The following is a 25,613-nucleotide window of genomic DNA, read 5'->3' as shown; positions in this document are numbered from 1 at the left end:
CATCAAAACCCCGAACGGTCTCTGACTAAGAGACGATTCGGGGTTTTTGGCATGCGCTTAAAGAATAAGTAATGAAGGGCTAAATCTTATTTGACGAGATTATGCTTGAAGGCATAGACGACAGCTTGTGTACGGTCTACGACATCTAGTTTTGATAAGATGTTCGAGACATGTGTTTTGACGGTTTTTAAGGAAATGAATAATTCGTCCGCAATCTCTTGGTTCGCCATACCACGAGCCATCAATTGAAGAACTTCCTGCTCACGTTCCGTTAAATCATCATGTAAGTGTGTCGTAGGACGACGAAGACGTTCCATCATTTTACCGGTCACTTGTGCTGCCATGACAGATTGACCGTTTGCTGTCTTGCGAATCGCTTCTGCGATGTCAAAGGCGCTAGCTGTCTTTAAAACGTAACTCATCGCACCCGCTTCAATGACAGGATAGACTTTCTCGTCATCAAGAAAACTCGTCACGACGAGAATTTTTGCTTCCGGCCAGTCTTTGCGGATCAACCGGGTTCCTTCGACGCCATCAACTGGCTCCATCACTAAATCCATCAAGATGACATCCGGTCGGTGTTCGAGCGCCAGCAAGGCTCCCGCTTGACCATCCGAAGCTTCAGCGACGACCTCGATGTCTGGTTGTGTGGAAAGGAAAGCAGACACACCGGCCCGGACCATCTCGTGGTCATCTACTAATAATACGCGTATCATACTTGCACCATCCGATCTTTTCTAAGTTTTACTTCGATTTGGGTTCCTTGTCCAGGAACACTGACGAGACGAATCGTTCCACCCATCTCAGCCGTTCGTTCTCGCATCGAATTGATGCCATAAGAGGCAAGTTTTTTTTCATCCACAACAAATCCAACACCATCATCATTCATGCTCAGGATAATTGTTTCGTTGAATTCTCGGAGCTCGATATCCATATGGGACGCTTTCGCGTGACGTAAGGCATTCGTTAATCCTTCTTGAACGATCCGGAACAACTCGTTTTCGATTTGTCGTGGGAGTGACATCTCTTCTAACTTCCAACTCAATTGTGTGGACTGCTTTCTAGATAATTCTTCGAGCAGTTGAGAAAGTCCTTGTTGTAACGTCATCCCTTCGAGTTCGACGGGGCGAAGTTGAAGTAAGAGCGAACGCATTTCAGACTGTGCCGTTTGTGCCATCGTCTCGACCATTTCGATTTGTTTGGCAGCAGCTTCAGGTTGAGACAAAATCGTCTGTTTGGCTGCTGTCGTCATCATCGAGATGGCATAAAGTTGTTGTGAAACGGAGTCGTGTAAATCACGTGCGAGTCGCTTGCGTTCTTCGGTGACAGCTTGAATTCGTACCTGTTCGACGTGCTGCGGACGCGTGCTGATCTTTTGAACGGTCTCGACTTGCTCGTCAATACGTTTTCCAATTCGTGACAGGCGTGTCAGCGTATGAAAATAGGGGCCGGGAACAATTGTGACATCTTTTCCTTGCTCCAGTTCGATGATGGCAGTCGTGACACGCTTGAAGTCACGACGCAAGAAAAAATAATGCATGCTACCGATAGCAAGCGGCAGTAGTAATGAGAGTCCGATGACGAGTAAAAGGACAGGAAAGTCTTGTTGACGGACGAACAGAACATGCCAATCGACTTGACGTGTACTTAAGAATAACAACGTCGTCATGACGGCTGTCAAAAAGCCCGTCATGACTTGCAGAGCGATGACACCAAGCGGAAATTGATCACGCTTCATATCGAAGACACCTCCACGTTGCCAATACCGAGCATGACATGAATACGAACCTTCCGCGTCGCTTCACCATATTCTGGCGCTCGGAATTGAATGCGTCGATTGAAGAAGGTCGGAATACGGCGGATGTCCGTCTTGACGCTTCCGAAGCCGATCGACGTGTCGAGCGTATAATCATAACCGGACGGTAAAAGAATCCGGACGTCCCCGACGACGCCACTGACGACGATCAATGTTTCACCTTCCGGGACATAGGCATGCGTCAAATCGATTTCTAAATCCTTGACGATGAACTGTTCACTTAAATCCTGTAAGACATACGGTGCATCGGCCTGGGTCGAGAAGGAGTAAGCGGGTTGAATCTTGATGCCTTCCTCTTCATATTGATGGGGGGCAATCCGTGAAAACAAAAATTCACGGACAGAATGCCGTGTCACAAGAATGATCCCAAGATAGAGCAAAATTCCGGCAATGACAAAACCGATGGCAGCCGAACTGAGAACGACGCCAGCAAGAATGATCGTACCGACGATATAAAAGAGGATCGCTAGTTTTTCATGATTGCGCCGCCGGAAATGAATCCCGACGTAATACAGCAGGAAAGGGAATAAGACACCGAACAATACATTTCCTGCACCGGATAATAGGTCATAGAATAGACCAAGGGCGAACAGGATCGATACGTAACCGACCAGTTGTTTCGTACTTAATCGTCGCACGATCAATCTCCTTTCTAACATGACAAAGGGAGGCATTACGCCTCCTTCGTCATGAACTGCTTATTGGTGAATGCGGCGTTCGAGTTCAGCGATACGCGCATCGATGTCATCTTCATCAACGGCTGGTTGTTTTACTTCAGGTTCTTCCGCCGTGAACGGATGCGCTTCTTCTTTTATAGTAGCATTTGGTTCGCGATCTAGCACCTGGTTCATCTTGTTTTTTAAGTTCGAAACGTTTTCGCGCATCATCCATTCGTACCGTTTGTTCTGTAGGTCTTCGAGCTTCAACTTCAATTCGAGGGCTTCACGTTCAAGCTCATTTAACTCACGTTTCGTTTCAGCGACGAGTTCTTCGAAGAACCGGTATTGCTCTCCGTAATGTTTCGATTCGATGGCAGCACGTTCGGCGAGTTGCTGTTCACCGGCTTCGTTTGCGATTTCAACTTGTTTGAAGCGTTTATCGGCTAAATCCTTCGCTTCTTCCTGCTTTTGAGTCAGTTCCAGCAATAGTGTCCGTTGACGCTCAAGTAGTCGATCGATCTCTTTTAAATCAGCTTCTGTAGATCGAATATGACGAACGAGCTTTTTAGCAGGTACTTCGCCCTGTTCAGCGGCTTTTTTGACTTCTGTCATCATTTGTGTCGCAAAATCGTTGAGTTGATCAAACACGTTTTTCATGAAAAATTCCTCCTTGAAAGTGGTAAACAGTATGGGTATTATCTTTAAATTTAGAATCGTTTTTCGTCTAAGTCTTTCCAGTCAGCTTCAAAATGTGTTGTTGATGTACGGCGGCGGTTAAAGAGATCTTGAACATTGACACGCTGTAGTTTCATACGCATGTAACCGACGTACAATGCGATGGCTGCTGCGATTCCGATGACTGCCCAGATGTTTGAGAGGGCAAGTCCGATTCCGATGGCTGCTAGAAATCCGAAACCGAGTTTCGCTGGCCATTTGTTCGATTGCATGAACTTACTGATCGAATAGAACGCAAGTAATGCCCCTAAACCAAGTCCGATCATATGTGGTAATGTTCCGATGACAACGGCGAGTAATGCGAGTCCGGCAAGAATCATCACCAATTGTTTTCCTTTCGATTGCTTCATGAGGAAGCCTCCCTTGTGTTGATACCTTTATAATACGGAAGTCCTTCTGTTCGTACGACGCTCTTTGGACCGTATTTGCTCTCGGGCTTAAGGCGGAGAGAAGGTCTGACTTTGAGGGAAGCGCTACCAGAAACATTGATTGATATGATATTCTATAAAGGAATCGAATCGAGAGGAGTGATGTTGATGAGTGCAACAATCAACGCTAAAAAAGTAACATGTGTCGAAAACCAGGGAGGGGTTTCCCTCCCTTAAATCAGAGGAGGAAACCATTTGAACGAATGGGGTACACCACCTGTCTACGAAACGACAGGAACAGAACAACTGGGACGAATCACGGCCGTCTACCAAACGCATTATCGTGTCATGACGGACACAGGAGAATCGCTGAGCGAACTGTCTGGTAAGCTGCGTTTTCAATCAGGAACGAAAGCTGAATTGCCAGCGGTTGGAGACTGGATCATTCAAACAGAGCGAGAGCCAGGCAAAGGACGAATCGAACGGGTCTTGCCACGGTCGTCTCAATTTTCCCGAAAAGCGGCAGGGACGGAGACCGAGGAACAAATTATCTGCGCGAATGTCGACGTTGCCTTGCTCGTCATGGCTTTTGGACATGACTTCAACGTCCGTCGACTGGAACGTTATTTAACGGTTGCTTGGGATGCAGGGGTGATACCAATCATCGTCCTGACGAAAAAAAGTTTGATGCCGTCGATCGAAATAGAACTGCAGGCTGTTGAAGCAGTCGCGTTCGGAACACCGATCCTTGCCGTTGATTCTTTGACGGGTGACGGATTAGAGGAACTACGTGCCCAGTTACAAGTCAAGCAAACAATCGTGTTAGTCGGATCGTCCGGCGTTGGGAAGTCGACGCTCGTCAACGCTTTAGCTGGAGAACGGTTAATGGAGACGGGTGGCGTACGGGAAGACGATGAACGCGGACGTCACACGACGACACATCGCGAACTGAAACGACTGGCGAACGGTTTATTACTCGTCGATACACCGGGTATGCGAGAATTGGCCTTATGGGATGGAAGTGACGGTTTATCGTCGACGTTTTCCGATATTGAAGAGCTTGCTGAAAACTGTCGTTTTCGAGACTGTAAACATGAGAAGGAACCAGGATGTGCCGTTCGGACAGCTTTAGAAGATGGAACGCTATCTGCTGAGCGCTGGAACAGCTTCGTCAAGCTAAAACGAGAAATCGCCTATACGGAACGTAAGCAAAACGTGGCGTTGCAGGCGGCGGAGAAAGAAAAGTGGAAAAAAATCCACAAGCAGGCACAAGCGCATACGAAACTGAAGTATCAAAAGCGGTAATACGACTGAAATATGAAAAGCATCTGCAACGGAAACAGGAGTCTCTTTTTCTATGCAGATGCTTTTTTTGTTATTCTTTTGAAAGTGATTCATTTGTTTCTGTATCGAACGGCACATCACCTGTCAAAGCATCAAGACGATGTAGATCGGATTGAGTCGCTTCAGGGTCACTTCGGCGTGCATTTCTTACCACGGCAGTTCCGTCTGGATGATCGTTGAATCCAGTCGTTAAGTCAAACGTCCGGTTCGATAGCCGATCGGTAAAATAACGATCGTGAGAGACGAAGAGGAGCTCACCAGGGAAGACATCGAGGGCGGCTTCGATTTGTTCACGAGTCGCAAGGTCCAAATAGTTCGTCGGTTCATCGAGAATAAGCAAGTGAGCACCAGAAAAATACAGACGTAAAAAGGCGATTCGACATTTCTCACCCATACTAGCGTCGGCAATCGACCGGTAAACATCATCGCGACGGAATAAAAAACAGGCGAGCAACGTCCGGGCGTCCGTTTCACTCATCGTGCCGTACTCAAGTAATGCCTCTAACAACGTACCGGATGTCGGTAAATGGGAAAGAGCTTGTGAAAAATAGCCGGTTTTTAATCGAGGATGGCGGATGACTGTCCCTTGATTAGGAACATATTCGCCCTCAATGAGACGCAGTAAGGTCGTTTTCCCACTTCCATTCGGTCCAATGACAGCAATCCGGTCACCGCGATCGATTGAAAATGAGACATCGTTTAGAATGGTTTTCGTCTCATATCTAAACGTGACGTGTTCGAACGAAACGAGTCGCTTCGCATGAATCGCTTCATGTTCAAATGCGACGTGAATAGTCGGTGCAACCTCTGGCTTTTTAACACGATTCTCCAGTAAGCGCTCAAGCTGTTGTTCTTTTGCTTTGACCTTTGTTGCGTGTTTAGCGGCTTTCTTTTTCGCATATGGATCGCGTTCACTAGCTTGATCCGAAGCTTTTTGATGCCATTGCCGGTATCCTTGAATCATGCGTGTCAGCTCTTTACGGGTGCGTTCTTGTTTTTCGTACGCTCGTTGTTGCGACAGAGCTTGATGTTCCTTTTGTTCTTTATAGGACTGATAGTTTCCGCTGTATCGCGTTGCCCCTGATTCGGATAATTCAATGACGGCATCAGCCGTTGCGTCGATGAAGAATCGTTCGTGTGAGACATAGAGAATCGAGGTCCGTGACATGTTGACCCATTCCGTGAGCCACTCGAGTGTCTCTTGATCCAGATGATTCGTCGGTTCATCGAGAATGATGAAATCAGGTCGTGATAGAAGCAGACAGGCAAGTTGGAGGCGCGTCTGTTCACCACCGCTTAAACTGGATGCTTTGTGTGTCCAGAGTGCTTCCTTTAATTTGACTTCTTTTAAGACGCGTGCTGCATCTGCTTCCAGCGAGAAGGCGTCCTGATCGATTGCTTGTTGATAAATCGTCAAGTCACCATTCATGGCATTAGCGCGAAGTTGATAACGAACCGCATCCGCTCGTTCGACGACATCAAGAACGGTGTGATCGCCCGCCACAAAGTGTTGTGATAGTAGACCGAGTTTTTTGAAATGACGCTTGATCGAACCGTCAGTCGGCTGAAGTTGATCAGCGATCAAGTGTAACAATGTCGTTTTTCCGATGCCGTTCGGACCAATCAAAGCGACGTGTTCACCAGTATGAATATGAAAGGAGACGTCCGAGAAAAGACGTCGTTCGTCGTAATCCATTGATAGGTGTTGAATCGTAAGTGTTTCAGTAGACATAAAAGCAGCTCCTTTAGGCTTCATTTCCAGTAAGATGAAATGAAAACACACCATCCGAAGCGAGCGGATGGTGTGCAGGAGTAACTCAAAGAAGGCGATGACCAGAGGATGGTCACACCGAAAAAGAGCAGACTCGTAGCGTCAGACATCCGCAACTGCATTGCGAAAGAGATGATTTCATTCATCAAGCGACCTGTACGAGTGATTGCTTCATTTCGGTGTTGTACCTCCTGTTCATAATCTATGATGTCATCGTAACAAATCGGAAACGTTAACACAAGTACGATTCAAGTAGGGTTTGCGCAGCGTTTGTTTCTTCTGATGAAGGGGGAAGCACATCAGTTAACGGATAAGCAAGACCGAGGTTTTCCCACTTATAGACACCGAGTTGATGATACGGCAGTACCTCGACGCGCTCGACGTTTCCGAGCGTCCGGATGAACTCGCCGGTCTGACGGAGGAAATGTTCCGACATCGTGATACCTGGAACGAGGACGTGGCGAATCCAGACGGGAATGTTTCGCTCGGCTAGGCGTTTTGCGAAGGCGAGTGTATTGGCGTTACTCCGTCCAGTCAAGACGCGACAAGCAGCATCGTCGATATGCTTGATATCGAGCAGAACCAAATCCGTCGCATCGAGAATGGCGTCGATGTTTTTTGGGACGACAGATCCAGCGGTATCGATGACCGTATGCAGTCCATGCCGCTTCGCTTCTGTTAAAGCAGCCTCTAGGAACTCTGGCTGAGCGAGCGGTTCACCTCCAGAGAAGGTGATTCCGCCACCCGTCGCCTCGAAAAAGGAGCGATAGCTGATCGCTTCTTTTACGACTTCGTCTGCTGAGACACGCTGTCCGCAACCGAACTCCCATGTATCCACGTTATGACAGTATTGACACCGTAGTGGACATCCTTGCGTAAAGACGATGAATCGAATGCCAGGACCATCGACTGTTCCACATGATTCAACGGAATGGACCATACCATAGGTCATTCTGCTCACTTCCTTTCACATACTACACATCATTTTAGAGAGAACCGTGGAACGTACGATTGATGACATCAATCTGTTGTTCACGCGTCAGTTTAATGAAGTTGACGGCATAACCGGAAACCCGAATCGTTAACTGTGGATATTGTTCTGGATGCTCCATGGCATCGAGTAACGTCTCACGGTCGAAGACGTTGACATTCAAGTGATGACCTTTTGAAGTCGTACCACCCATATATCCGTCAAGTAATCCGACCGTATTGCGAATACGTGTTGCTTCATCCTTACCAAGTGCTTTTGGAACGATCGAGAACGTGTAGGAGATACCATCGAGCGCATGTTCATATGGTAGTTTCCCGACAGATGTCAGAGCAGCGACAGCACCACGGGTATCACGTCCATGCATCGGGTTAGCACCCGGTGCAAATGGTTCACCCGCACGGCGTCCATCGGGTGTATTTCCTGTCTTCTTACCATAGACAACGTTTGAAGTAATCGTCAGGACAGACTGTGTCGGGAGCGCATTTCGATACGTTGGATGTTTACGGATTTTCTCCATGAACAATGTCACGAGATCAACAGCCATCTGATCGACCCGTTCATCGTTATTCCCGAACTTTGGAAACTCACCTTCGATCTTGAAATCAACTGCAATCCCATCCGCATCTCGGATCGGGCGGACTGTTGCATAACGAATAGCGGATAGACTGTCGGCGACGACCGATAAACCAGCGATGCCGCATGCCATCGTCCGTAAGATTTCCGGATCGTGTAAAGCCATTTCAATCCGTTCGTAACTGTACTTATCATGCATGTAGTGGATGACATTCAGTGTGTTGACGTACAGTTCTGCGAGCCAATCGAGTTGACGATCGTAAGCCGCCATGACTGTCTCGTAATCGAGTACTTCATCGAGCATCAATGGTGTGACTGGGGCGACTTGAATTTTGAGCTTCTCGTCCATTCCGCCATTGATTGTATAAAGTAATGCTTTTGCAAGGTTTGCTCGAGCACCGAAGAACTGCATCTGTTTCCCGATCCGCATCGCGGAGACACAACAAGCGATGCCGTAATCATCCCCATAAACCGGCAACATCAAATCATCGTTCTCATACTGAATCGAGCTTGATATGATCGACATCTTCGCGCAGAATTCCTTGAATCCGCGTGGAAGCTGAGTGGACCAGAGAACAGTTAGATTTGGTTCAGGTGCCGGACCGAGTGTCGAGAGCGTATGCAGGAACCGGAATGAACTTTTCGTGACATTTGATCGACCATCTTCACTCATCCCGCCAATCGATTCCGTTACCCACGTCGGGTCGCCAGAGAAGAGATCGTTATAGTCCGGTGTTCGTAAGAATTTGACGATCCGAAGTTTCATGACAAAATGATCGACGAGCTCTTGTGCTGTTTCTTCCGTCAAGCGGCCGGTCGCAAGATCACGTTCGACATAAATATCGAGGAACGTCGAGACTCGACCGAGTGACATAGCTGCACCATTTTGTTCTTTGATCGCAGCAAGATAAGCAAGATAGACCCACTGGAATGCTTCTTGTGCTGTTTCTGCAGGGCGGGAGAGATCAAAACCATAGCGAGTTCCAAGCTCGGTCAATTCCGTTAATGCGCGCAATTGTTCATTCATCTCTTCGCGGTCGCGGATCATCGATTCAGAGAGGAAGCCGCCACGTGCCTTCAAGTCTCGCTTACGTTCTTCAATCAAGCGTGCTGTTCCGTACAAAGCGACACGACGATAGTCGCCAATGATCCGCCCACGTCCATAGGCGTCTGGTAATCCTGTGATGATACCGGCTTTACGTGCAGCGCGCATCTCAGGGGTATAGGCATCGAAAACCCCTTGGTTATGTGTCTTCCGGTACTCGCTGAAAATTTTCGTGACGGTCTCGTCTGCTTCAAAGCCATACGCAGCTAAGGCATCATTCACCATCCGAATCCCGCCGTTCGGATGAATTGAACGTTTGAACGGTTCATCTGTCTGTAAGCCGACGATTTTTTCAAGAGAGGGATCAAGATACCCTGCATCATGCGAGAGAATCGTTGATGGTGTCTTGGCATCGACGGCATACACACCACCACGTTGTCGTTCTTCATTCGTCAACTGTAGAATTTGTTGCCAAAGCCGTTGCGTCGCTTGCGTCGGACCGACTAAAAAGTGATCATCACCTGTATATTCCGTGCGATTGAGCCGGATGAAGTCTGCAACATCGATTGTCTTGATCCATTCGCCAGACGTAAAGTTTGTCCAGGCACTCGTTTTTTCTAATAACATGGATACCACTCCTTTAAAATTGAGCTAATGATCAGTTCCTTATGTGAATAGTGTAACAAAAGGAGATAGAGATTCCCTTTACGTTCATGTGAATAATTTAACAAGTGAACAAACGTTGATATGAGGGGTTTTCTTTATTTCTGTACTTATGAAAGAGTGAAGATTAAAAAACAGTTGAAGTCTGGTAAATCAAGATTTTCACGAAACTGTATGAGCTGATTTGAAAAAGATCCACTAGCACAGTTGAAACTGTGAGGAATGTCACGTTACGGTATCTTGTGTTTTTAGGACGTATCGTTGACAATGAAAAAGGGAATATAGAACGTGGAGGTGTGCCAAATGGAGTATGTGTCATTAACGCAACAAGGAGATTATCAGTCGGGAGACTGGGTCTCGCTGAAAATCGGATCGGAAGGTTCGACGCGAACTGGGATGATCACAGAATTTGAAGGTGATGGATTCTGGATTCGGTTTGAAGATGATTTTGATTATGAAGACTTTATCGGCTATGATGAATCGTACTGGATTGCGCTTGTTCGCCGTCCCGTGGACGTAAAAGCGATGTATGCGAGTCTTGCCGTGTATCCGGCACTCGCTGCAGAATTACAGGATCGTGTCATCCAAGGCTTCGAGATTTTAAAGGAAGAAGCCGGTGAAGAAGAAGTCCGGTTCCACATCCGATTGCTCGACGCAGGAAATGAATATACACAGACATTACGGGGATACCGTGATGCATCAGGAGATCATGTCGAATACGTAACGGCATGATGGAATTAAGAGAGTAGGAGAAATCGTTATGAAATTTACAAAACCATTTTTACAGGAAGCATGGGAACGGGCGCGCTTTACAGAGTTGATGCCTGTTCAAGAACAAGCGATTCCGTTGTTGCGCGAAGGAAAAGATGTCCTAGCTGAAGCGCCGACAGGTACAGGGAAGACGCTTGCTTATGTCATTCCAGCTTTAGAAAAGATTGAAGTGGAAGAGCCACACGTGCAAGTCGTCATCACGGCACCAACACGGGAACTCGTCATGCAAATTCATCAAGTCATTCAATTATTTGCTCAAGGAAGTGGTATCAAATCCGGTGCATTCATTGGTGGTGTTGAATTAAAGCGACAATATGAACGATTGAAGAAAAAGCCGCAAATCATCGTCGGAACACCGGGACGTCTCGTCGAGTTGATTGATTCGAAGAAGCTGAAGATGCATAAGGTGAAATTGATCGTTTTAGATGAAGCGGATCAAATTTATGAAAGTGGCATGAGTGACTCGGCGACGCGAATCGCAAATAGTGCGCTACGCGATCGACAACTGGCATTCGTCTCAGCGACATTGCCGGAACGGACAGCAGAATGGGGACGGACGCTTGCGAATGATCCTGAGACGATTCGTGTTGAGCGTGTCGTCAGCACACAAGTGACATTCGGTTATTTGGAGACTTCACGTCGTCAGAAACCGGAATTGTTACGTCGTCTGGCGAACATGCAAGGATCAAAAGTGCTGACATTCATCAACAATCGCTCATTCCTTGGACCATTGAATGGCGAGTTGAGTAAATTCTCACTGAAATACCGGATTTTAGACGCTGAAAAAGGAAAACGAGAGCGGATGGAGACCTTGCGTTCTTATAAAAAGGGAGAGTTTCCTTTACTCGTCACGACAGGTCTTGCGGCGCGTGGGCTTGATATCGAAGCGGTCACACACGTCGTCCATTACGATTTACCGGAGTCGCTTGACGATTTCGTACACCGTTCAGGTCGGACGGGACGCGGAAACGCAAATGGGATGGTACTTGCACTTGTCACGGATCAAGATTTAAAACACTTAAAAACACTTGCAAAGCAAATGGGCGTCGAGATGGAGCCAATGGAAATTTACCGCGGAGAAGTCATTCCGAAACGTGAATTCACAGCTCCTCAGACGATTAAGCGACCGGCTACTCCTCACCGGAAAGGGCGATCGAAATGAAGAACGATCGAAAAGTAATTCCATTTCCGACGACGGTTTCTGAAGCGGAAATGAATGCAGCCTTGAAGAAAATGTATCAGGAAGCAGCAACAGCACGCAGTACGGACTGGGTCGCTTTCATTGAAGAGATTGCGACAGAAGGACGTTGGTATTTAAAAGATGCTGAATTGTTCCGGGACTTATTCGTTGACTGGGCGATCTTCTATGAAACGGATGATCAAGGAAAAACACCGCACGGTCGTTTTCTCGAGCAGATAAAAGACGAGCTATCACCTAGTCTCTATCGCGCCTTGCGTGGATTAGCTGACCCGATGCCGTCGCTGTTTCAAGTCGATGCAGATGGTGTTGTTGATTTAATGTCGAAACAGACGTATCAAACGGATTTGGCTGAGATTGAAGTCGAACCGGGGGATCTGTTGATTGGGAAACTGCTCTATATTTCTGGTAAGTGGCGCTTTGCGATTGCCTACATGAAGGTAGCGCGCGCATTAGTACCAGAAGTCCTCGCTTTGTTGACGGACTTCGTGGATGAAGTGGGAGAAGACGCGTTACTTCGTCAATATCCAGAGTTTTGTGCGGAATTAATCGACTTGCTCCTCGATATCGAAGAAGGTAACATTGCACCAAGACCAGAAGAATAACTCAAAAAACCTAGGACACGTTGACTACAAAAAGTCATATGTCCTAGGTTTTTTCATGGGTCCGCTCGATATAAAGCGACATCATTCTTATCCCGATGTTTCACGCGATACATGGCAAGATCGGCTTGCTTTAAACATGTATCAAGATCGGCCTCATGACACGCTGTCACTCCGATGCTTGCGGAAACGAATAAAGATTGTCCTTTGTAGACATAGGGACGTCTTAAAAATTGTAAAAAGGATTTACATTTTCGGCGTAAGGAGAGTTCATCATCGGCTTGTAAAAGGATCGCGAATTCATCTCCACCGAGTCGATACACGGATTCCGAAGAACTTGTATGTTCGCTCAATCGCTTCGCAACTTCAATTAATACATAATCTCCTGCCTCGTGACCATACGTATCATTTACTTGCTTAAATCCATCTAAATCGACTAAGGCAAGATAATTCTTATCGGAGAGTCGATTTGAGAAATCTCGTTCTAAGGAACGACGGTTTCCGATATTAGTCAAAGCATCATGATAGGCATGGTATTCGATTCTCTTTTGACGAATTTTGCTTTCCGTGACATCATGTAAAATCGTGAATCGTCCCATCGAGGTAGCGGCAATTTGAATTGGAATATCAATGATTTCATAGCGTCGACTTTGTTCATCCTCATACTCATCAACGTTCGTTTCGAGCATCTCTAACAAATGACGCATCGTACGAGGAACATGTTCAATCGTCATATCTGGCAAATGAAACAGACGTTGGGCAGCTAAATTCGCGTACAGCGCAGTGCCGGACTGATCGAGTCGAATCATCGGATCAGGATGACCGAGGAAGAGTGGAATGACCTGTTGTTCACTATCTTGGATTTGTTGTTTTCGATGTTCGATGCGTGAAGCGAGTTGTTCATTTCGTTCATGTAATTGTGCGACAATCAACCCATGTTGACGGGCGATCAAGATTTGTCGAACGATTAGTAGGAATAAGATGATAAAGATGTCGAGTTTTCCACCTTCTTGTTCCACCATGTAGTGGATGAACAAAGGGATGGCCAGTAAAGGAAGCCACGAACGGGGAATGACCGTCGTCCGAGCAGTTCCTTCTTCAATATGATCAACATGCCATAGAATAGCTGCGCTTTGCGCCAAACGAATCAATATCGGGAAGAACACCAGATAATTCGCTGAAAAATCAGGGAAGTAGACACTAGAGACTTCATAGATACCACGAATGAAAATGGATAAGAATAATAGAAATAAGGCCATCCGTGATACCCAATGTATTTCTTGGATGAACGTAAAATAGAAAAAAACGAACAAACCGAGTGATGTGTTCGTAATGACGATGATGGCATAAGGAACAGTCTGAAGCCCAGGGTTCGTCAGTTCATTGAGGACATGGAATGCGACAAGTCCAATGAAAATGACGATAATCGCGGCATCAACGAAAGCAAGTACATGTTGTCCGAGTGTTCGTTTTGTGATGATTCGGTAAAAAATCGCGTATAAGAATACGTAATGGGATATTGAAAATAAAATCAGGCTATAAATAGATGGAATTGGAAAGTCTGAATAGACAAAACGTAATGTCTCAAAAATGGAACCGATATAGGATAAAACCAGTGATCCTAAAGCAATCAGCCAGAAATTTCGTCTGGGTACGACTAATATTTGTTCCTTACGATAAGCCGTAAGGATGAAGTAAGCGATCAACCCAAGTGATACATACTGAAGTACCTGTTCGACAATCCCATTAGAGATGGAAGGAGTCCATGTAGTAAGGATCATTAGAATAAAAGAGATGACGAGCATGGCAGGGAACCAACGGATGAAGTAGTTTGATTTAAGCACGGGATCCCTCCTAACGTTTGATGTGGACAGCGAACATATAGTTATTTTTCTCGTTCTTCTTGATCTGGTACATGGCTTCGTCTGCCCGAATCAATAACTGTTCTGAACTCTTACCGTCTTCAGGGTATAAGGAAATTCCGATAGATGGTGTGATACGAAGCGTATACGTGTTGATATAGAATGGATAATTTAGGATTTCGAGAACGTGTTCGGCAAACTGTCGAGTTTCCGAGGCAGATGCCTGAATGAAGATCAAGAATTCATCTCCACCAAGGCGTGCGACGAGATCAGTTGACGTCATCATTGATTGAAGACGCGTTGCTGTTTCTTGTAGCAGTAAATCACCGACATCATGTCCATAAGTGTCATTGATTTGTTTGAATCCGTCCAAATCTATGAATAATAAGGAGCCATAATCTAGCGTTGGCAGAGTTAGATAGAGTTGCTCCTCGAAGTAACGCCGGTTTGGTAAACGAGTGAGTGAGTCATGGTATCCCATACGTTCTAGCCATACTTCCTGTTGATAGTCTTCTGTGACATCCGCTAAGACGACGAAATAGCGTTGCTGATGTGGAATATCGATGATTGTCGTATTCAAAAAGGTTTCTGGATGTTCCTCCGTAGCAGGTACATGTAGGAGGTGAGCAGGATAGGTCGACTGCTTTTGTTGAAGCAACGGGATGAGCCGATCAAGTTGACGGCGTTGACTCGGTCCGAGCGGTAAATCATTCCATCCTGCTTCTGCAGCGGCTGGATTGACGGATCGAATCTGATACATGTCATCGATTTCAAAAACGATTTCTGGATAAGACAAAAAAAGTGACGTCAGTTCTTTTTCACGCAACTGTAGCAACTCTGTTTTTTGATGAACGATGTCTTCTAGATTCGTTTGTAATGCCGTTGTTTCCTGTAACAACCGAAGATTTTCCCGGTATGAAAAAAGCTGTCGTGTTAAAAATAATAAAAACGTAATACCAATAGACAATAAGAAGAAGGTTCGAGAGACAGGGAAAAACGTAATATAAAGAATTAGCGCAGATAATAAGATGTAAACCAACAGAGAACGCGTAAGTGTCTCGACTCGAATGAGATTTGCTTGCTCCTCACGACTAATGGGAAGTGTACGTGTGTTCAGAAAGGCGATGAGGAACAGACCGCTAAGTGGATATAGCGGAAGCAATAGACCCGATATTTGCGGTTCACCGTTTAATAACAAGGTATAAAACACGAAGTTCGTCATGCCGAGAATGAATGTTCCGAGGACAAGAAAGATAAATCCTGATCGTGATACGTTCCGTCTTAACCCAGACGCGTAGAGTAAAAAAAAGAAAAGCGTCAACAAAATTGTCAAGAAGGCATAAAGTGTCCAACTGATTTGCTCGAGTGTCGTTCGCGTATAAGAGGGAACAAAGCGGAAAATAGCGATATATCCAGCAATCATTGAAACAGCGAATAAAGTCAAGGAATCAAGAATCAATAACTTTTGTTTTTTGAATAATGTCAAATCTAATTGTCGGAAAAAGAAAAGGACCATCATTGTCAAATGAATCGTATAAGGTAAATCCAGCAAGACGTTCAAATTGACATCGTTCCATTGAAAGAAACGTCCAATCATATTCAGGAAATCGCCCAAAAAATAAGAGAAGAAAGCGATGGATAACCACTTGTACGGAAGGGAAGGTTGTTTGAAAGCCGTCGATCGACTAAATAAGAAAATCATGAAAGAACCGCTTAAACTAATGACTGCCGAGAGTTGTAACGAAAGATCTTGTGGCAATAGCCAGAGCAGTATGTAAGTAATGACTAAGTAGAATGCGACGATAGGGTAGATGTTTTGAACCATCCGTTTCACCGAAACTCCTCCTTTCGCAAGCCTTCCTCCAAAACGAAATATGCTATAACATTACCCGATATCTAATATGAATTCACATTTATTTTCATAATTAAAAATAAAAGTAAGAGATGTTTTCTATTTCATAAAAAAAGCGGAGCTCTTCTAAGTGAAGAACTCCGCTTATCGGATTTATTGATGAGATTGGCGATGATTTTCAAATGCCTCGATTTTTTCAGAAAGATATGTCCAATATTCCATTCGCTCGTCAAGCGTCGCTTTGGTCTTTTCGATGGCTTGATACAATTCATTGACCTTTCCGAGATCACTTCCTGCTGAAGCGAGATCAGCCTCTAATTGCTCTAGTTCAACTTCACTCTCTTCAATTTGTTGCTCAATGATAGCCCAATCTTGTTGTTCCTGATAACTTAGTTTCTTTGGCGTCTCTGTTTTTGGTGCTGTAGCAACCTCTGCCGTTTTTTCAACGACGATTGAGGGAACGGATGCTGCCATTTGCTCAAGATAGTCTGTATATTGTCCGTAATAAAAAATGATTTTTCCATCTTCAAATGCAATCAGGCGATCGACGACCCGATCGAGGAAGTAGCGATCATGACTGACTGTGATGACAGTACCTGGGAATGATTCTAAATAATCTTCTAGTACGGATAAGGTCTCGGTATCCAAGTCGTTCGTCGGCTCATCAAGGAAGAGGACGTTCGGTTCTTCCATCAAAATCGTTAACAATTTCAGACGTCGCTTTTCGCCACCAGAAAGCTTGCCGATTTGTTTATATTGTGCTTCCGGTTTAAAGAGAAATTGTTCGAGCATCTGACTTGCTGTGATCTCCTCACCGGCGAGTGTCGTAATGACTTTTGCGATCCGTTCGACCTCATCGATGACGCGGCGTTCGGGATGCGTGAATTCGGCGAATTGACCGTAAAAACCAATCTTCACCGTTTCGCCGTGAATGATCTCACCCGTTGTTGGCTCTAAGCGTTTCGCGAGAATTGAAAGAAGTGTCGATTTTCCACTACCGTTTCGACCAACGATGCCATACCGCTCTTTGCGTCCGATCAGAGCGTCAAACGATTCAAAAAGTGTCCGTTCACCAAATCGGTGCGAGACGTCATATGCTTCAATGACTTTCTTGCCGAGGCGGGTCGAACCGACCTGTACTTCAAGTGTCGCTTCTTCTTCCTCGTACGAAAGGTCTTGTAAAGCATCCACGCGCTGGATCCGGGCTTTTTGTTTCGTCGTCCGTGCTTTTGCTCCGCGACGCAACCAAGCGAGTTCGCGACGGAGGATGTTTTGACGTTTTTCCTCCATAGAAGCCGTCCGTTCACGACGTTCGGCACGTTTTTCAAGAAACGATTCATAGTTTCCGACATAGAAATAAGCTGTTCCATTTGCGATCTCCATCATATGATTCGTGACACGATTCAAGAAATAGCGATCATGAGTGATTAGTAGAATCGCACCACGGTATTCCTTGATTTGAGTCTCAAGCCAGCTGATCGTCTCGGCATCAAGTTCGTTCGTCGGCTCATCAAGCAGGAGGAGATCGGCTTCATCGAGTAAGGCTTCAGCGAGTCCGACACGCTTTCGTTGTCCTCCGGAAAGAGAGCCGATCAACGCGTTCAAGTCGAGGATGCCGAGTTTGTTTAAGATCATTTTTAAACGCGATTCCGTGTCCCACGCTTGCGCGGCATCAACCTCGGTTTGCGCCGTGATGAAGCGGTTGAGTAACGTCTCACTTGTCGGATCGTGTTCGAGCGCTAGTCGTGCCGTTTCGTAGTGGCGCAACGCGTTGATCGTTGGTGTGTCACCCGACAGGAGTACTTCCATGACAGTCCGATCTTCCGGATAATCGGTCGTTTGCGATAGCAAACGGATCCGATAATCATTTGGATGATGGATCGTACCAGCATCTGCTGTTTCTTTGCCTGCTAGAATGTGCAGGAGGGTCGATTTACCGGTACCGTTGACGCCAATGATACCGATCCGGTCACCAGGAGAGACGGAAAACGTGACATCTTCGAAGACAATTTTATCGGCAAATTCTTTTTTGAGATTTTCTACTTTCATTAACATATTAGACACCTTCTACAATCTGTTTGATTTGATGTTCGACCGTCTGGACGAGTTCTTTCTGTGTCATCGTGCTCGGGTCAATCGACGGCAAAATCGTGACTTCGACTGTAGCCGGACGGATCTTACCCGTTTCCTCCATGACACGATAACTACCTGAAATCGCGACTGGTACGACGCGTGCGCCACTTGATGTCGCAAGGGTAAAACTTCCTGCTTTGAATTCCGCCATCGGTCCGCCTTTTGAACGTGTTCCTTCTGGGAAGATGATCATTGATTGTCCGTCCTTGATCGTGTCGACACCAGAGCGGATCGCTTTTAGTGATTGGCGTCGGTCTTTTCGGTCAATCATGACACACCCCATCAGATTCATCCAGACATTAACGATTGGAATTTTATTCACTTCGATTTTTGAGATGAATGCTTTTGGTTTATCGATTTTTCCAAGTAGAATCGGAACATCGAAGTTTCCTTGGTGATTCGAGATGAACACGACAGGTTCATTTGCCGGGATATGTTCATGCCCCGTCACATGGACACGAACGCCAGCGAGTCGGAGGAGAGAGTTCGCCCAGGCGCTCGCTACACGCTGAACGAATGCGTAGCGCACGAGATGTGTTCGACGTTTTGCGGTTGGTAAAAACGGTAAGGTACAGGGTAAGACAAGTCCAAAATAAATGAACCAAATGACAGTGCGGATCATGGTAAAGTGACAACTCCTTTTTTCATTGCTGATGTTATTGTACAAAAAAAGACCAGGTGTCGCACCCGGTCTCCATGATTATTCCCAGTAACGAGGCTCAGATTCCTCTTCGCTTTCTCCAAGTTCGAAAGTGAGGCGACGTGTCGTCGGATCAACGGAGAACGTAGCGTTCGTGTTGTCAATCTGTTTGATTTCCATCGTCTCTTCATCCAAGATGAGAGTCAAGCGGACCTTATCTTCGTGATCTACGAGCAGTACGCCATCTTCCTTCAACCATAAGTCGATGACAGGTGAGTAGCGGAGTGTCCAACCGTTTGATAAAGGGATTTCGTTCATAATGAATCTGTTCCTCCTAGGTGATGAAATCGTGTTCTTTATTTATCATGCTGGTCTGTTCCGGAGAATGCAAGTGGTGTACTCGAATCTCGATTAGGATAGGCAATTTGAAAAGACTGTTCTCGTTTTTTCATGCGTTCGTACTGTTTTTTGACGCGACGGTATTGAATGTATTCAATGTAAGTCAGATAGGACGTACGGAGTAACTGTCGAATCGATGATAACGATAGGCAAATCGCTAACGTAAAGACGAAAACACCAATCGAACTTGTATAATAACCGGTAACAAAACTTAAGTATGTAGTGATGAGACCCGCAATCGTCGTGAATAAGTAGAAGAGCACGTCCGTTTCCTCCTCAAAATTAAAATATAGGTGTGTTCATCTAATTCGAGGTTGAACTTGATTTTCCTTTATCGTCCTGTAAATGTCCGGAAAAAATAAAAAAATCCACACGGAAGGTGTAGATTTTAAGGGCGATTGATTTGCTGAAGCGCTGGTGTCTTCGGAGTCATATCTGTACTGTTTGATCCTTCTGCAAAAACGATTCCAATCGTAGCAAGGAAAGCAAAAAATGCAAAAACCAATGTTTTCGTGAAGCGTCGAGCGAACGAACGCGATTGAATATTATGAAACATTTTTATCCCCCATATTTACCTAAACTAAACCTTCTTTTTCCTGTTATTTAATCATATATCTTTTTTTCAAAAAAATCACGCAAATGTGTTTCGTTCACAAATATGTCACAACTGTCATCGTGGGGTCGATTTCAGAGGTGAACAGAAAAAGAGTATAGTATGGTAGGGAAAGAACAGAAGGATGGTTCGAATGAACTTAAACCAATTCAAATAGAGAGAGGAGATGACCCGAAATGGGATTACGCGCAGGACAGGTTGTCACATTAAAAGTAGAACGTGAAGCAGAGTTCGGAGTGTTTTTGACAGATGGAAATGAAGATGTGTTGTTGCATAACAATGAACAGACACAAAAAGTAGCTCTTGATGATGAAGTAGAAGTCTTCTTGTATCAAGATAATGAAGGACGTTTGGCATCATCGATGACGATTCCAGAAGCTTCATTTGAGGACTATGTCAAGACGACGATCAATGGGACACGCTATAACACAGGAGTGTTCGCGAATATCGGGATTCAAAAAGATGTTCTTGTCTCACTTGACGATTTGCCGCAACGTCGGATGTTCTGGCCGGAAGAAGGCGATCAACTTTTCATTCGTCTAAAACATGATCAAAAGCTTCGTTTACTCGGAGACCCTGCACCATATGCTTACTTCAACTTACGAGCGAAGCCAGCTCCAGAAGAATGGAACAACATGGACGTCGAAGGTCTCGTCTTCTCACAACGCGAACCAGGCGTCAACGTCTGGGTCAACGATCAGTCAATCGGATTCTTGCATGAACGCGAGATGGAACGTTGGCCGCGTCTTGGAGAAGTCTTGAAATTACGAGTGACAAATGTAAAACCAGATGGTACAGTATTACTTTCAGCACGACCACGTGCCTTTGAAGCCATTGATACAGACGCGGAGTTGATTCTGAACCATCTACTTGAACATGATGGTCAGATGCCGTATGGTGATAAGACAGCTCCCGAGACGATCGATGAAGTATTCGGTCTCAGTAAGGCAGCATTCAAACGAGCGCTCGGTCGCCTGTTGAAAGATAAAAAAATAGAAAAAAATGAAACGGGTATTCGGTTGACGCAATAATCAAACCGAGTAAGCCTGCGTTTCGAATAGATAGTAAGGAATTCATCATTTTGGTGGTTGCGGCTGGTTTGATTACCGGCGACCATTTACTGAATATACCCCATCACTAGTGGGGGCACGCGATGACGTTCATCGCACGGTCCGGGCACTTCGCCTTTCCCTCGCCCTTATGGCAACGATTATGATGGTGACTTCCCTAAACATTATTATGAGAGAAACCACTCTATCTTTATGGGATAGATTCTGTTATAATAGGTAGTCGATTGTATTCGTTACGGTAGCGTCTGTTTAGTGGCAGACGCTTTTCATATGACAAAGGAGAGTATTTAGCATTGACAACATTTCGTGAATTAAATCTTAGTGAGGCACTTATCAAAGGTGTCCTAAAAATGGGCTTTGAAGAAGCAACACCAATCCAAGCAGAAACAATTCCAGTCGGACTCAGCGGCGTTGACTTAATTGGTCAAGCACAAACAGGTACTGGTAAAACTGCAGCATTCGGTATTCCAACAATCGAGCGTCTTGACGCAAAATCACGCAACATCCAAGCGTTGATCCTTGCTCCGACACGTGAGCTTGCAATCCAAGTAGCTGAAGAATTGAACCGGATCGGTGAAGTAAAACGCGTTCATGCACTTCCTGTTTACGGCGGTCAGCAAATCGATCGTCAAATCCGTGCACTTCGCAAAAATCCACAAATCGTCGTTGCAACACCAGGACGTTTGATGGACCACATGAACCGTAAGACGTTGAACCTCGATCACGTTCAAACGGTCATCCTTGACGAGGCAGATGAGATGTTGAACATGGGATTCGTCGAAGACATCGAGAAAATCCTCGGTGCACTTCCTGAAACTCGTCAAACACTCTTGTTCTCAGCAACGATGCCACCACAAATTCGTAAAATCGCAGATCGTTTCATGACGACTCCGACACACATCAAAGTCAAGGCGAAAGAAATGACAGTTGAGAACATCGAGCAGTCATTCATCGAATTGAAAGAAAGCCAAAAATTCGACGTCCTTTGCCGTTTGATCGATACGGATTCTCCGGAACTTTCAATCATCTTCGGTCGTACGAAAAAACGTGTTGACGAAATGACTGAAGGTTTGATCCAACGTGGATATACAGCTGACGGTTTACACGGTGACTTAACACAAGCAAAACGTGACCAAGTCATCCGTCGTTTCAAAAAAGGAACGATCGATATCCTCGTCGCGACAGACGTTGCAGCACGTGGTCTTGACATCTCTGGTGTCACACACGTCTATAACTTCGACGTCCCACAAGATCCAGAAAGCTACGTTCACCGGATCGGTCGTACAGGTCGTGCTGGTAAAACAGGATCGGCTGTCACATTTGTTACACCACGTGAATTCGGTCAAATTAAAACAATCGAACGTGTCACGAACAAAAAAATGTCACGTCGTCATGCACCAACACTTGATGAAATCTTAGAAGGCAACTTGAAGCTTGCTGCACAAGAACTCATTAAACGTGTTGAAGCAAAAGACTCAAAAGAATATACGACACTTGCACAAGAACTCTTAGAAGAGTACGAAGCAGTGGAACTTCTTTCAGCAGCACTTAAAGGATTGACGAAAGAGCCGGATGCAACACCAGTCCAAATCTCTTCAATCGAACCAATCCGCGTGAAACGTTTCGGTAGCAACGGTGGTGGAAACCGTCGTCCTTACGGAAACAAAGGTGGAAGTGGAAGCGGCAACCGCAGTGGCGGATACCGCGGAAACAACCCGCGTGGTGGCGATCGTCGTGAAGGTGGTCGTTCATCTTCTTCATCAGATCGTCGTGAAGGCGGTTATGCTGGACGTAGCAACCGTAGCGAAAGCGATCGTAACCGTGGTGGACGCAAACCACGTTTTGAAAAGTAAACGATTCGAACCGATTTGTCACAGACAAGTCGGTTCTTTTTTATGATTTATCTAAGCGGTCATGATAAAATGAGCCATGAACGATAGGGAGAGGGCTGAATCATTCGTGTATACCATTTATGTAGCAGCATCCGTCTGTCTCGTTGCACTGATCGTCGCGACGAAAAAGATTTGTGAGCGGACGACAAAAGGACATTTTCGTTATATTCCGTTAGCGACCTTATTATTTGGTGGCATCATCTTTCTTGTGCTGGCCATTGGTAAGGGCGGAGCTGTTGGGATTCAATACGGTGTTCTGAGTATCATCTACTTGACGGCGACATTCGGTGTGTATTTGTATATCGCAATGCGGAAAGATACGACGTTATCGTAAAACAGGGGCTCTCTCGTTACAGAGAGGCTCCTTTTTTGTTAAGATAGAACAAGAGTACAAGGGGGGAATAGAATGGACGCATTAGATGTCATCGTTCATCCCGAAGAGATAGAGGCGTGGTTTCAACCGATCGTAGGCGCTGCCCCTTTTAAGGTGGAAGGGTATGAAATCCAGTCCCATTTTCGTGGAGAACCGTTAAAACCATTTTTTCAGGAAGATGATGTTCCGATCGAGTATCAGCTCGAAGTCATGGGACATGTCGTCCGTCAAGCATTCCAAAAAGTACCCTCCGATACACAAGCGTTCATCCTGATCCGTTGTCGTCCGGCTTGGTTGTTTGAGAACGGTGGGGAAGATTTCTTGCATGTTTTACGTACGGTCGACTCGTCGTTTCCAAAAGAACGGATGTATGTTACTTTGACGGATGTTCAAGTCGATGATTTTGATCGTCTGGGCCGGATCGTCGCGTACTATCAGAATTCTGGACTGAAGGTAGCGCTGGATCGCGCGGAAGCAACGAGTCTCGAACGCGTCTTTTCGATGTCGCCGGATATGTTGATCGTCGATCTATCTTCAATGATTGAGAAAAAGACCGTCTCAGCATCATATCCGCATCTCTTACAGACGATGGAGCACCTTTGTGATCAGCTTGGAGCGCCACTTTTGTATAAAAACATCAGTCATCTTGGTCAACTTCGATATGCGTGGCAGCATGGTGGACGCTATTACATGGGGAATATTTTAGGAGAGGCTGCGCCGGAATGGGTCATGACTTGTCCTGGAATGGAGGTCTTGATCCATGAAGTCCCAATGTTCTATAAATATGATCGGGAACAGATGAATCGCCTGTTCCAACTGGAGCAAGACTGGACAGTCCGATTTAATGAGTATTGTCAGTCCTTGAAGTCGGAGCAAGATCTCGATCAATGGTTGCTAATGCTCGCCCGGAAGATGGAGCCGGAATTCATCCGGTTTTACATCACGGACGCGAATGGCTTCCAACAGTCTTCGAATGTCAGTAAAAAGAGTGGCGAGTGGAAACTGTATTCCTTCTACAAGGGATACAACTGGAGTTTTCGTCCTTACTTTATCCGGACGACGGTAGCAATGGAGAGACGGCATAGCGGATATCTGTCGGAACGGTACGTCGACTTCAGCTCGAGTGAACAAACGCGGACGTTTAGTATGCCGCTCAGCAATGGCATGTTCTTATTTGCGGATATCTCCGCAGATTATCTATATCAAGAACGATTGAGTGAATGAGGAGGAAATGAAAGTGTTAGATTATGATTATGAAGCATTACGAGAAATTGGACGCATCGTCGCGATGGCGCGCGACGAGATGGCGGATGCCGTCAAACCAGGAATCACGACAAAGGAACTTGATGACATCGGAGCACGTATTCTGAAGGAGCAGGGAGCAGAATCTGCCCCGATCGTCATGTATGATTTTCCGGGAGCGACATGTATCAGTGTCAACGATATCGCAGCACACGGTATTCCCGGTAAATATGTCATTCAAGAAGGGGATATTGTTAATGTCGATGTCTCAGCTGTGAAGAATGGCTACTATTCGGATACGGGGAAAACAGTCATCGCAGGAGAAGCAAAACGTCCGGAAGATGTCCGACTCGTTGAAGTATCATTGACGGCGCTTGAAAAAGGACTCGAGAAGGTCAAAGCCGGAACGAAGGTCAATCAGATCGGAAAAGCGATCTATGCTGAAACGCGTAAGAGTGGTTTCACCGTCATCCGTAACTTAGCGGGGCATGGTCTCGGGAAGACACTTCATGGTGAGCCGGAATCCATCTCGAACTACTTCAATCGTGAAGAAAACGATCTGCTGAAGGAAGGGCAAGTCATTGCTGTCGAGACGTTCATTTCAACAGGAGACGAGTTCTGTATCGAAGATGAGCGGGATGGCTGGACGTTATACACACCAAATCGGAGCCTTGTCTCACAGTTTGAGCACACTGTCGTCGTCTTAAAGGACGGGTATGAGATTTTGACGAAAGTCGAAGGCAAAGAATCGTTCTAAGAAAAGCTCATATAGTAAAACACGAGAAGGGGGCTGACTCAAAAGTCAGTTTCCACAAAAGTAAGGGTGGCAGAATGATAATCTGCCACCCTTATCTCATAACAAAAAGAATGACGCGTTTCACGCAACTCCTACAGGAAAAGCGCATCTTTGCGCTGTCAGAGACAAACAAGACCCGCTTTCCTGCTTGAATAAGGCAGGAAAGCTGGCTTGTGTCTCGCCTGAGGAAAGGGCGTGAAAAGAC

Annotated in this window: 24 protein-coding genes; 9 read left to right on the top strand and 15 right to left on the bottom strand. The window is 45.8% G+C overall.

The window, feature by feature from the left end:
- Nucleotides 1-86: 86 nt before the first annotated feature.
- The 5 genes from B4F99_RS11580 to B4F99_RS11560 are packed head-to-tail and all read right to left on the bottom strand — an operon-like array spanning nucleotide 87 to nucleotide 3,560.
- Complete coding sequence (locus tag B4F99_RS11580) at nucleotides 87-716, bottom strand: response regulator (RefSeq protein WP_023467256.1); 630 nt, start codon at nucleotides 714-716, stop codon at nucleotides 87-89.
- Nucleotides 713-1,738: a sensor histidine kinase gene (locus B4F99_RS11575; protein ID WP_056063588.1), complete on the bottom strand. Its 1,026-nt coding sequence runs from the start codon at nucleotides 1,736-1,738 to the stop codon at nucleotides 713-715. The genes B4F99_RS11580 and B4F99_RS11575 overlap by 4 nt, the downstream gene beginning before the upstream one ends.
- Complete coding sequence (gene liaF, locus B4F99_RS11570; RefSeq protein ID WP_029340864.1) at nucleotides 1,735-2,454, bottom strand: cell wall-active antibiotics response protein LiaF; 720 nt, start codon at nucleotides 2,452-2,454, stop codon at nucleotides 1,735-1,737. The genes B4F99_RS11575 and liaF overlap by 4 nt, the downstream gene beginning before the upstream one ends.
- Nucleotides 2,455-2,514: 60 nt before the next feature.
- Complete coding sequence (locus B4F99_RS11565) at nucleotides 2,515-3,132, bottom strand: hypothetical protein (RefSeq protein WP_290758063.1); 618 nt, start codon at nucleotides 3,130-3,132, stop codon at nucleotides 2,515-2,517.
- Nucleotides 3,133-3,182: 50 nt separating this feature from the next.
- On the bottom strand, nucleotides 3,183-3,560 hold the full coding sequence (locus B4F99_RS11560; RefSeq protein WP_023467260.1) for a hypothetical protein: 378 nt from the start codon (nucleotides 3,558-3,560) through the stop codon (nucleotides 3,183-3,185).
- 273 nt (nucleotides 3,561-3,833) lie between these two features.
- On the opposite strand from B4F99_RS11560, the gene rsgA reads away from it, so the two are divergent.
- Nucleotides 3,834-4,883: a ribosome small subunit-dependent GTPase A gene (gene rsgA / locus B4F99_RS11555; protein ID WP_290758060.1), complete on the top strand. Its 1,050-nt coding sequence runs from the start codon at nucleotides 3,834-3,836 to the stop codon at nucleotides 4,881-4,883.
- Nucleotides 4,884-4,953: 70 nt separating this feature from the next.
- Here rsgA and abc-f read toward each other — a convergent pair whose 3' ends face one another.
- The 3 genes from abc-f to pflB all read right to left on the bottom strand — a co-directional run bounded on the left by abc-f (nucleotide 4,954) and on the right by pflB (nucleotide 9,929).
- Nucleotides 4,954-6,654 carry a ribosomal protection-like ABC-F family protein gene (gene abc-f / locus B4F99_RS11550; protein WP_214856471.1) on the bottom strand — a complete coding sequence of 567 codons (1,701 nt, stop codon included), beginning with the start codon at nucleotides 6,652-6,654 and terminating at the stop codon, nucleotides 4,954-4,956.
- Nucleotides 6,655-6,925: 271 nt separating this feature from the next.
- Nucleotides 6,926-7,645, bottom strand: coding sequence for a pyruvate formate-lyase-activating protein (pflA, locus tag B4F99_RS11545; protein WP_214856472.1), 720 nt, complete (start codon nucleotides 7,643-7,645; stop codon nucleotides 6,926-6,928).
- 34 nt (nucleotides 7,646-7,679) lie between these two features.
- Nucleotides 7,680-9,929, bottom strand: coding sequence for a formate C-acetyltransferase (gene pflB / locus B4F99_RS11540; protein ID WP_214856475.1), 2,250 nt, complete (start codon nucleotides 9,927-9,929; stop codon nucleotides 7,680-7,682).
- 339 nt (nucleotides 9,930-10,268) lie between these two features.
- Here pflB and B4F99_RS11535 point away from each other — a divergent pair, with 339 nt between their 5' ends.
- Genes B4F99_RS11535 through B4F99_RS11525 form a run of 3 tightly spaced genes read left to right on the top strand, consistent with a single transcriptional unit; the run spans nucleotide 10,269 to nucleotide 12,539 of the window.
- Nucleotides 10,269-10,697 carry a hypothetical protein gene (locus B4F99_RS11535; protein WP_214856477.1) on the top strand — a complete coding sequence of 143 codons (429 nt, stop codon included), beginning with the start codon at nucleotides 10,269-10,271 and terminating at the stop codon, nucleotides 10,695-10,697.
- A 28-nt stretch (nucleotides 10,698-10,725) separates the two neighbouring features.
- The gene (locus B4F99_RS11530) at nucleotides 10,726-11,898 is read left to right on the top strand and encodes a DEAD/DEAH box helicase (RefSeq protein ID WP_214856478.1); all 1,173 of its coding nucleotides are present in this window, start codon (nucleotides 10,726-10,728) and stop codon (nucleotides 11,896-11,898) included.
- Nucleotides 11,895-12,539 carry a hypothetical protein gene (locus B4F99_RS11525; RefSeq protein WP_035412639.1) on the top strand — a complete coding sequence of 215 codons (645 nt, stop codon included), beginning with the start codon at nucleotides 11,895-11,897 and terminating at the stop codon, nucleotides 12,537-12,539. Before B4F99_RS11530 ends, B4F99_RS11525 begins: the two co-directional genes overlap by 4 nt.
- A 53-nt stretch (nucleotides 12,540-12,592) precedes the next feature.
- Here B4F99_RS11525 and B4F99_RS11520 read toward each other — a convergent pair whose 3' ends face one another.
- The 7 genes from B4F99_RS11520 to B4F99_RS11490 form a co-directional block, all read right to left on the bottom strand.
- Nucleotides 12,593-14,380: a GGDEF domain-containing protein gene (locus B4F99_RS11520; RefSeq protein ID WP_290758052.1), complete on the bottom strand. Its 1,788-nt coding sequence runs from the start codon at nucleotides 14,378-14,380 to the stop codon at nucleotides 12,593-12,595.
- A gap of 10 nt (nucleotides 14,381-14,390) precedes the next feature.
- Nucleotides 14,391-16,223 carry a GGDEF domain-containing protein gene (locus tag B4F99_RS11515; protein WP_290758218.1) on the bottom strand — a complete coding sequence of 611 codons (1,833 nt, stop codon included), beginning with the start codon at nucleotides 16,221-16,223 and terminating at the stop codon, nucleotides 14,391-14,393.
- A 180-nt stretch (nucleotides 16,224-16,403) separates the two neighbouring features.
- Nucleotides 16,404-18,305: an ABC-F family ATP-binding cassette domain-containing protein gene (locus tag B4F99_RS11510; protein WP_214856481.1), complete on the bottom strand. Its 1,902-nt coding sequence runs from the start codon at nucleotides 18,303-18,305 to the stop codon at nucleotides 16,404-16,406.
- 1 nt (nucleotide 18,306) lies between these two features.
- Nucleotides 18,307-19,005, bottom strand: coding sequence for a lysophospholipid acyltransferase family protein (locus B4F99_RS11505; RefSeq protein WP_214856482.1), 699 nt, complete (start codon nucleotides 19,003-19,005; stop codon nucleotides 18,307-18,309).
- 78 nt (nucleotides 19,006-19,083) lie between these two features.
- Complete coding sequence (locus tag B4F99_RS11500; protein WP_023467272.1) at nucleotides 19,084-19,341, bottom strand: hypothetical protein; 258 nt, start codon at nucleotides 19,339-19,341, stop codon at nucleotides 19,084-19,086.
- A 38-nt stretch (nucleotides 19,342-19,379) separates the two neighbouring features.
- Nucleotides 19,380-19,685 (bottom strand): hypothetical protein, encoded by a 306-nt coding sequence (locus tag B4F99_RS11495; protein ID WP_214856484.1) that lies wholly within the window; start codon nucleotides 19,683-19,685, stop codon nucleotides 19,380-19,382.
- 125 nt (nucleotides 19,686-19,810) lie between these two features.
- Nucleotides 19,811-19,978, bottom strand: coding sequence for a hypothetical protein (locus tag B4F99_RS11490; protein WP_290758046.1), 168 nt, complete (start codon nucleotides 19,976-19,978; stop codon nucleotides 19,811-19,813).
- 233 nt (nucleotides 19,979-20,211) lie between these two features.
- Here B4F99_RS11490 and B4F99_RS11485 point away from each other — a divergent pair, with 233 nt between their 5' ends.
- The 5 genes from B4F99_RS11485 to map all read left to right on the top strand — a co-directional run bounded on the left by B4F99_RS11485 (nucleotide 20,212) and on the right by map (nucleotide 25,369).
- Entirely contained in the window at nucleotides 20,212-21,066 is an 855-nt protein-coding gene (locus B4F99_RS11485) for a CvfB family protein (protein WP_214856486.1), read from the top strand.
- A 332-nt stretch (nucleotides 21,067-21,398) separates the two neighbouring features.
- Complete coding sequence (locus B4F99_RS11480) at nucleotides 21,399-22,958, top strand: DEAD/DEAH box helicase (RefSeq protein WP_214856487.1); 1,560 nt, start codon at nucleotides 21,399-21,401, stop codon at nucleotides 22,956-22,958.
- A 106-nt stretch (nucleotides 22,959-23,064) separates the two neighbouring features.
- A complete protein-coding gene (locus tag B4F99_RS11475; protein WP_035412663.1) occupies nucleotides 23,065-23,331 on the top strand; it encodes a hypothetical protein in 267 nt (88 codons plus the stop codon).
- A gap of 72 nt (nucleotides 23,332-23,403) precedes the next feature.
- Nucleotides 23,404-24,594 carry an EAL-associated domain-containing protein gene (locus B4F99_RS11470; RefSeq protein ID WP_290758039.1) on the top strand — a complete coding sequence of 397 codons (1,191 nt, stop codon included), beginning with the start codon at nucleotides 23,404-23,406 and terminating at the stop codon, nucleotides 24,592-24,594.
- Nucleotides 24,595-24,607: 13 nt separating this feature from the next.
- A complete protein-coding gene (gene map / locus B4F99_RS11465) occupies nucleotides 24,608-25,369 on the top strand; it encodes a type I methionyl aminopeptidase (RefSeq protein ID WP_023467279.1) in 762 nt (253 codons plus the stop codon).
- Nucleotides 25,370-25,613 lie beyond the last annotated feature (244 nt).

It is taken from the genome of Exiguobacterium sp. UBA3491, from assembly GCF_002377745.1.
GTDB lineage: Bacteria > Bacillota > Bacilli > Exiguobacteriales > Exiguobacteriaceae > Exiguobacterium_A.
This window is presented reverse-complemented; position numbering and strand designations above follow the sequence as displayed.

Coding starts and splice junctions, on each gene's coding strand:
- B4F99_RS11580 (WP_023467256.1), bottom strand. CDS start 716: ATGATACGCGTATTATTAGTAGATGACCACGAGATGGTCCGGGCCGGT.
- B4F99_RS11575 (WP_056063588.1), bottom strand. CDS start 1,738: ATGAAGCGTGATCAATTTCCGCTTGGTGTCATCGCTCTGCAAGTCATG.
- B4F99_RS11565 (WP_290758063.1), bottom strand. CDS start 3,132: ATGAAAAACGTGTTTGATCAACTCAACGATTTTGCGACACAAATGATG.
- B4F99_RS11560 (WP_023467260.1), bottom strand. CDS start 3,560: ATGAAGCAATCGAAAGGAAAACAATTGGTGATGATTCTTGCCGGACTC.
- abc-f (WP_214856471.1), bottom strand. CDS start 6,654: ATGTCTACTGAAACACTTACGATTCAACACCTATCAATGGATTACGAC.
- pflA (WP_214856472.1), bottom strand. CDS start 7,645: ATGACCTATGGTATGGTCCATTCCGTTGAATCATGTGGAACAGTCGAT.
- pflB (WP_214856475.1), bottom strand. CDS start 9,929: ATGTTATTAGAAAAAACGAGTGCCTGGACAAACTTTACGTCTGGCGAA.
- B4F99_RS11535 (WP_214856477.1), top strand. CDS start 10,269: ATGGAGTATGTGTCATTAACGCAACAAGGAGATTATCAGTCGGGAGAC.
- B4F99_RS11530 (WP_214856478.1), top strand. CDS start 10,726: ATGAAATTTACAAAACCATTTTTACAGGAAGCATGGGAACGGGCGCGC.
- B4F99_RS11525 (WP_035412639.1), top strand. CDS start 11,895: ATGAAGAACGATCGAAAAGTAATTCCATTTCCGACGACGGTTTCTGAA.
- B4F99_RS11515 (WP_290758218.1), bottom strand. CDS start 16,223: ATGGTTCAAAACATCTACCCTATCGTCGCATTCTACTTAGTCATTACT.
- B4F99_RS11510 (WP_214856481.1), bottom strand. CDS start 18,305: ATGTTAATGAAAGTAGAAAATCTCAAAAAAGAATTTGCCGATAAAATT.
- B4F99_RS11505 (WP_214856482.1), bottom strand. CDS start 19,005: ATGATCCGCACTGTCATTTGGTTCATTTATTTTGGACTTGTCTTACCC.
- B4F99_RS11500 (WP_023467272.1), bottom strand. CDS start 19,341: ATGAACGAAATCCCTTTATCAAACGGTTGGACACTCCGCTACTCACCT.
- B4F99_RS11490 (WP_290758046.1), bottom strand. CDS start 19,978: ATGTTTCATAATATTCAATCGCGTTCGTTCGCTCGACGCTTCACGAAA.
- B4F99_RS11485 (WP_214856486.1), top strand. CDS start 20,212: ATGGGATTACGCGCAGGACAGGTTGTCACATTAAAAGTAGAACGTGAA.
- B4F99_RS11470 (WP_290758039.1), top strand. CDS start 23,404: ATGGACGCATTAGATGTCATCGTTCATCCCGAAGAGATAGAGGCGTGG.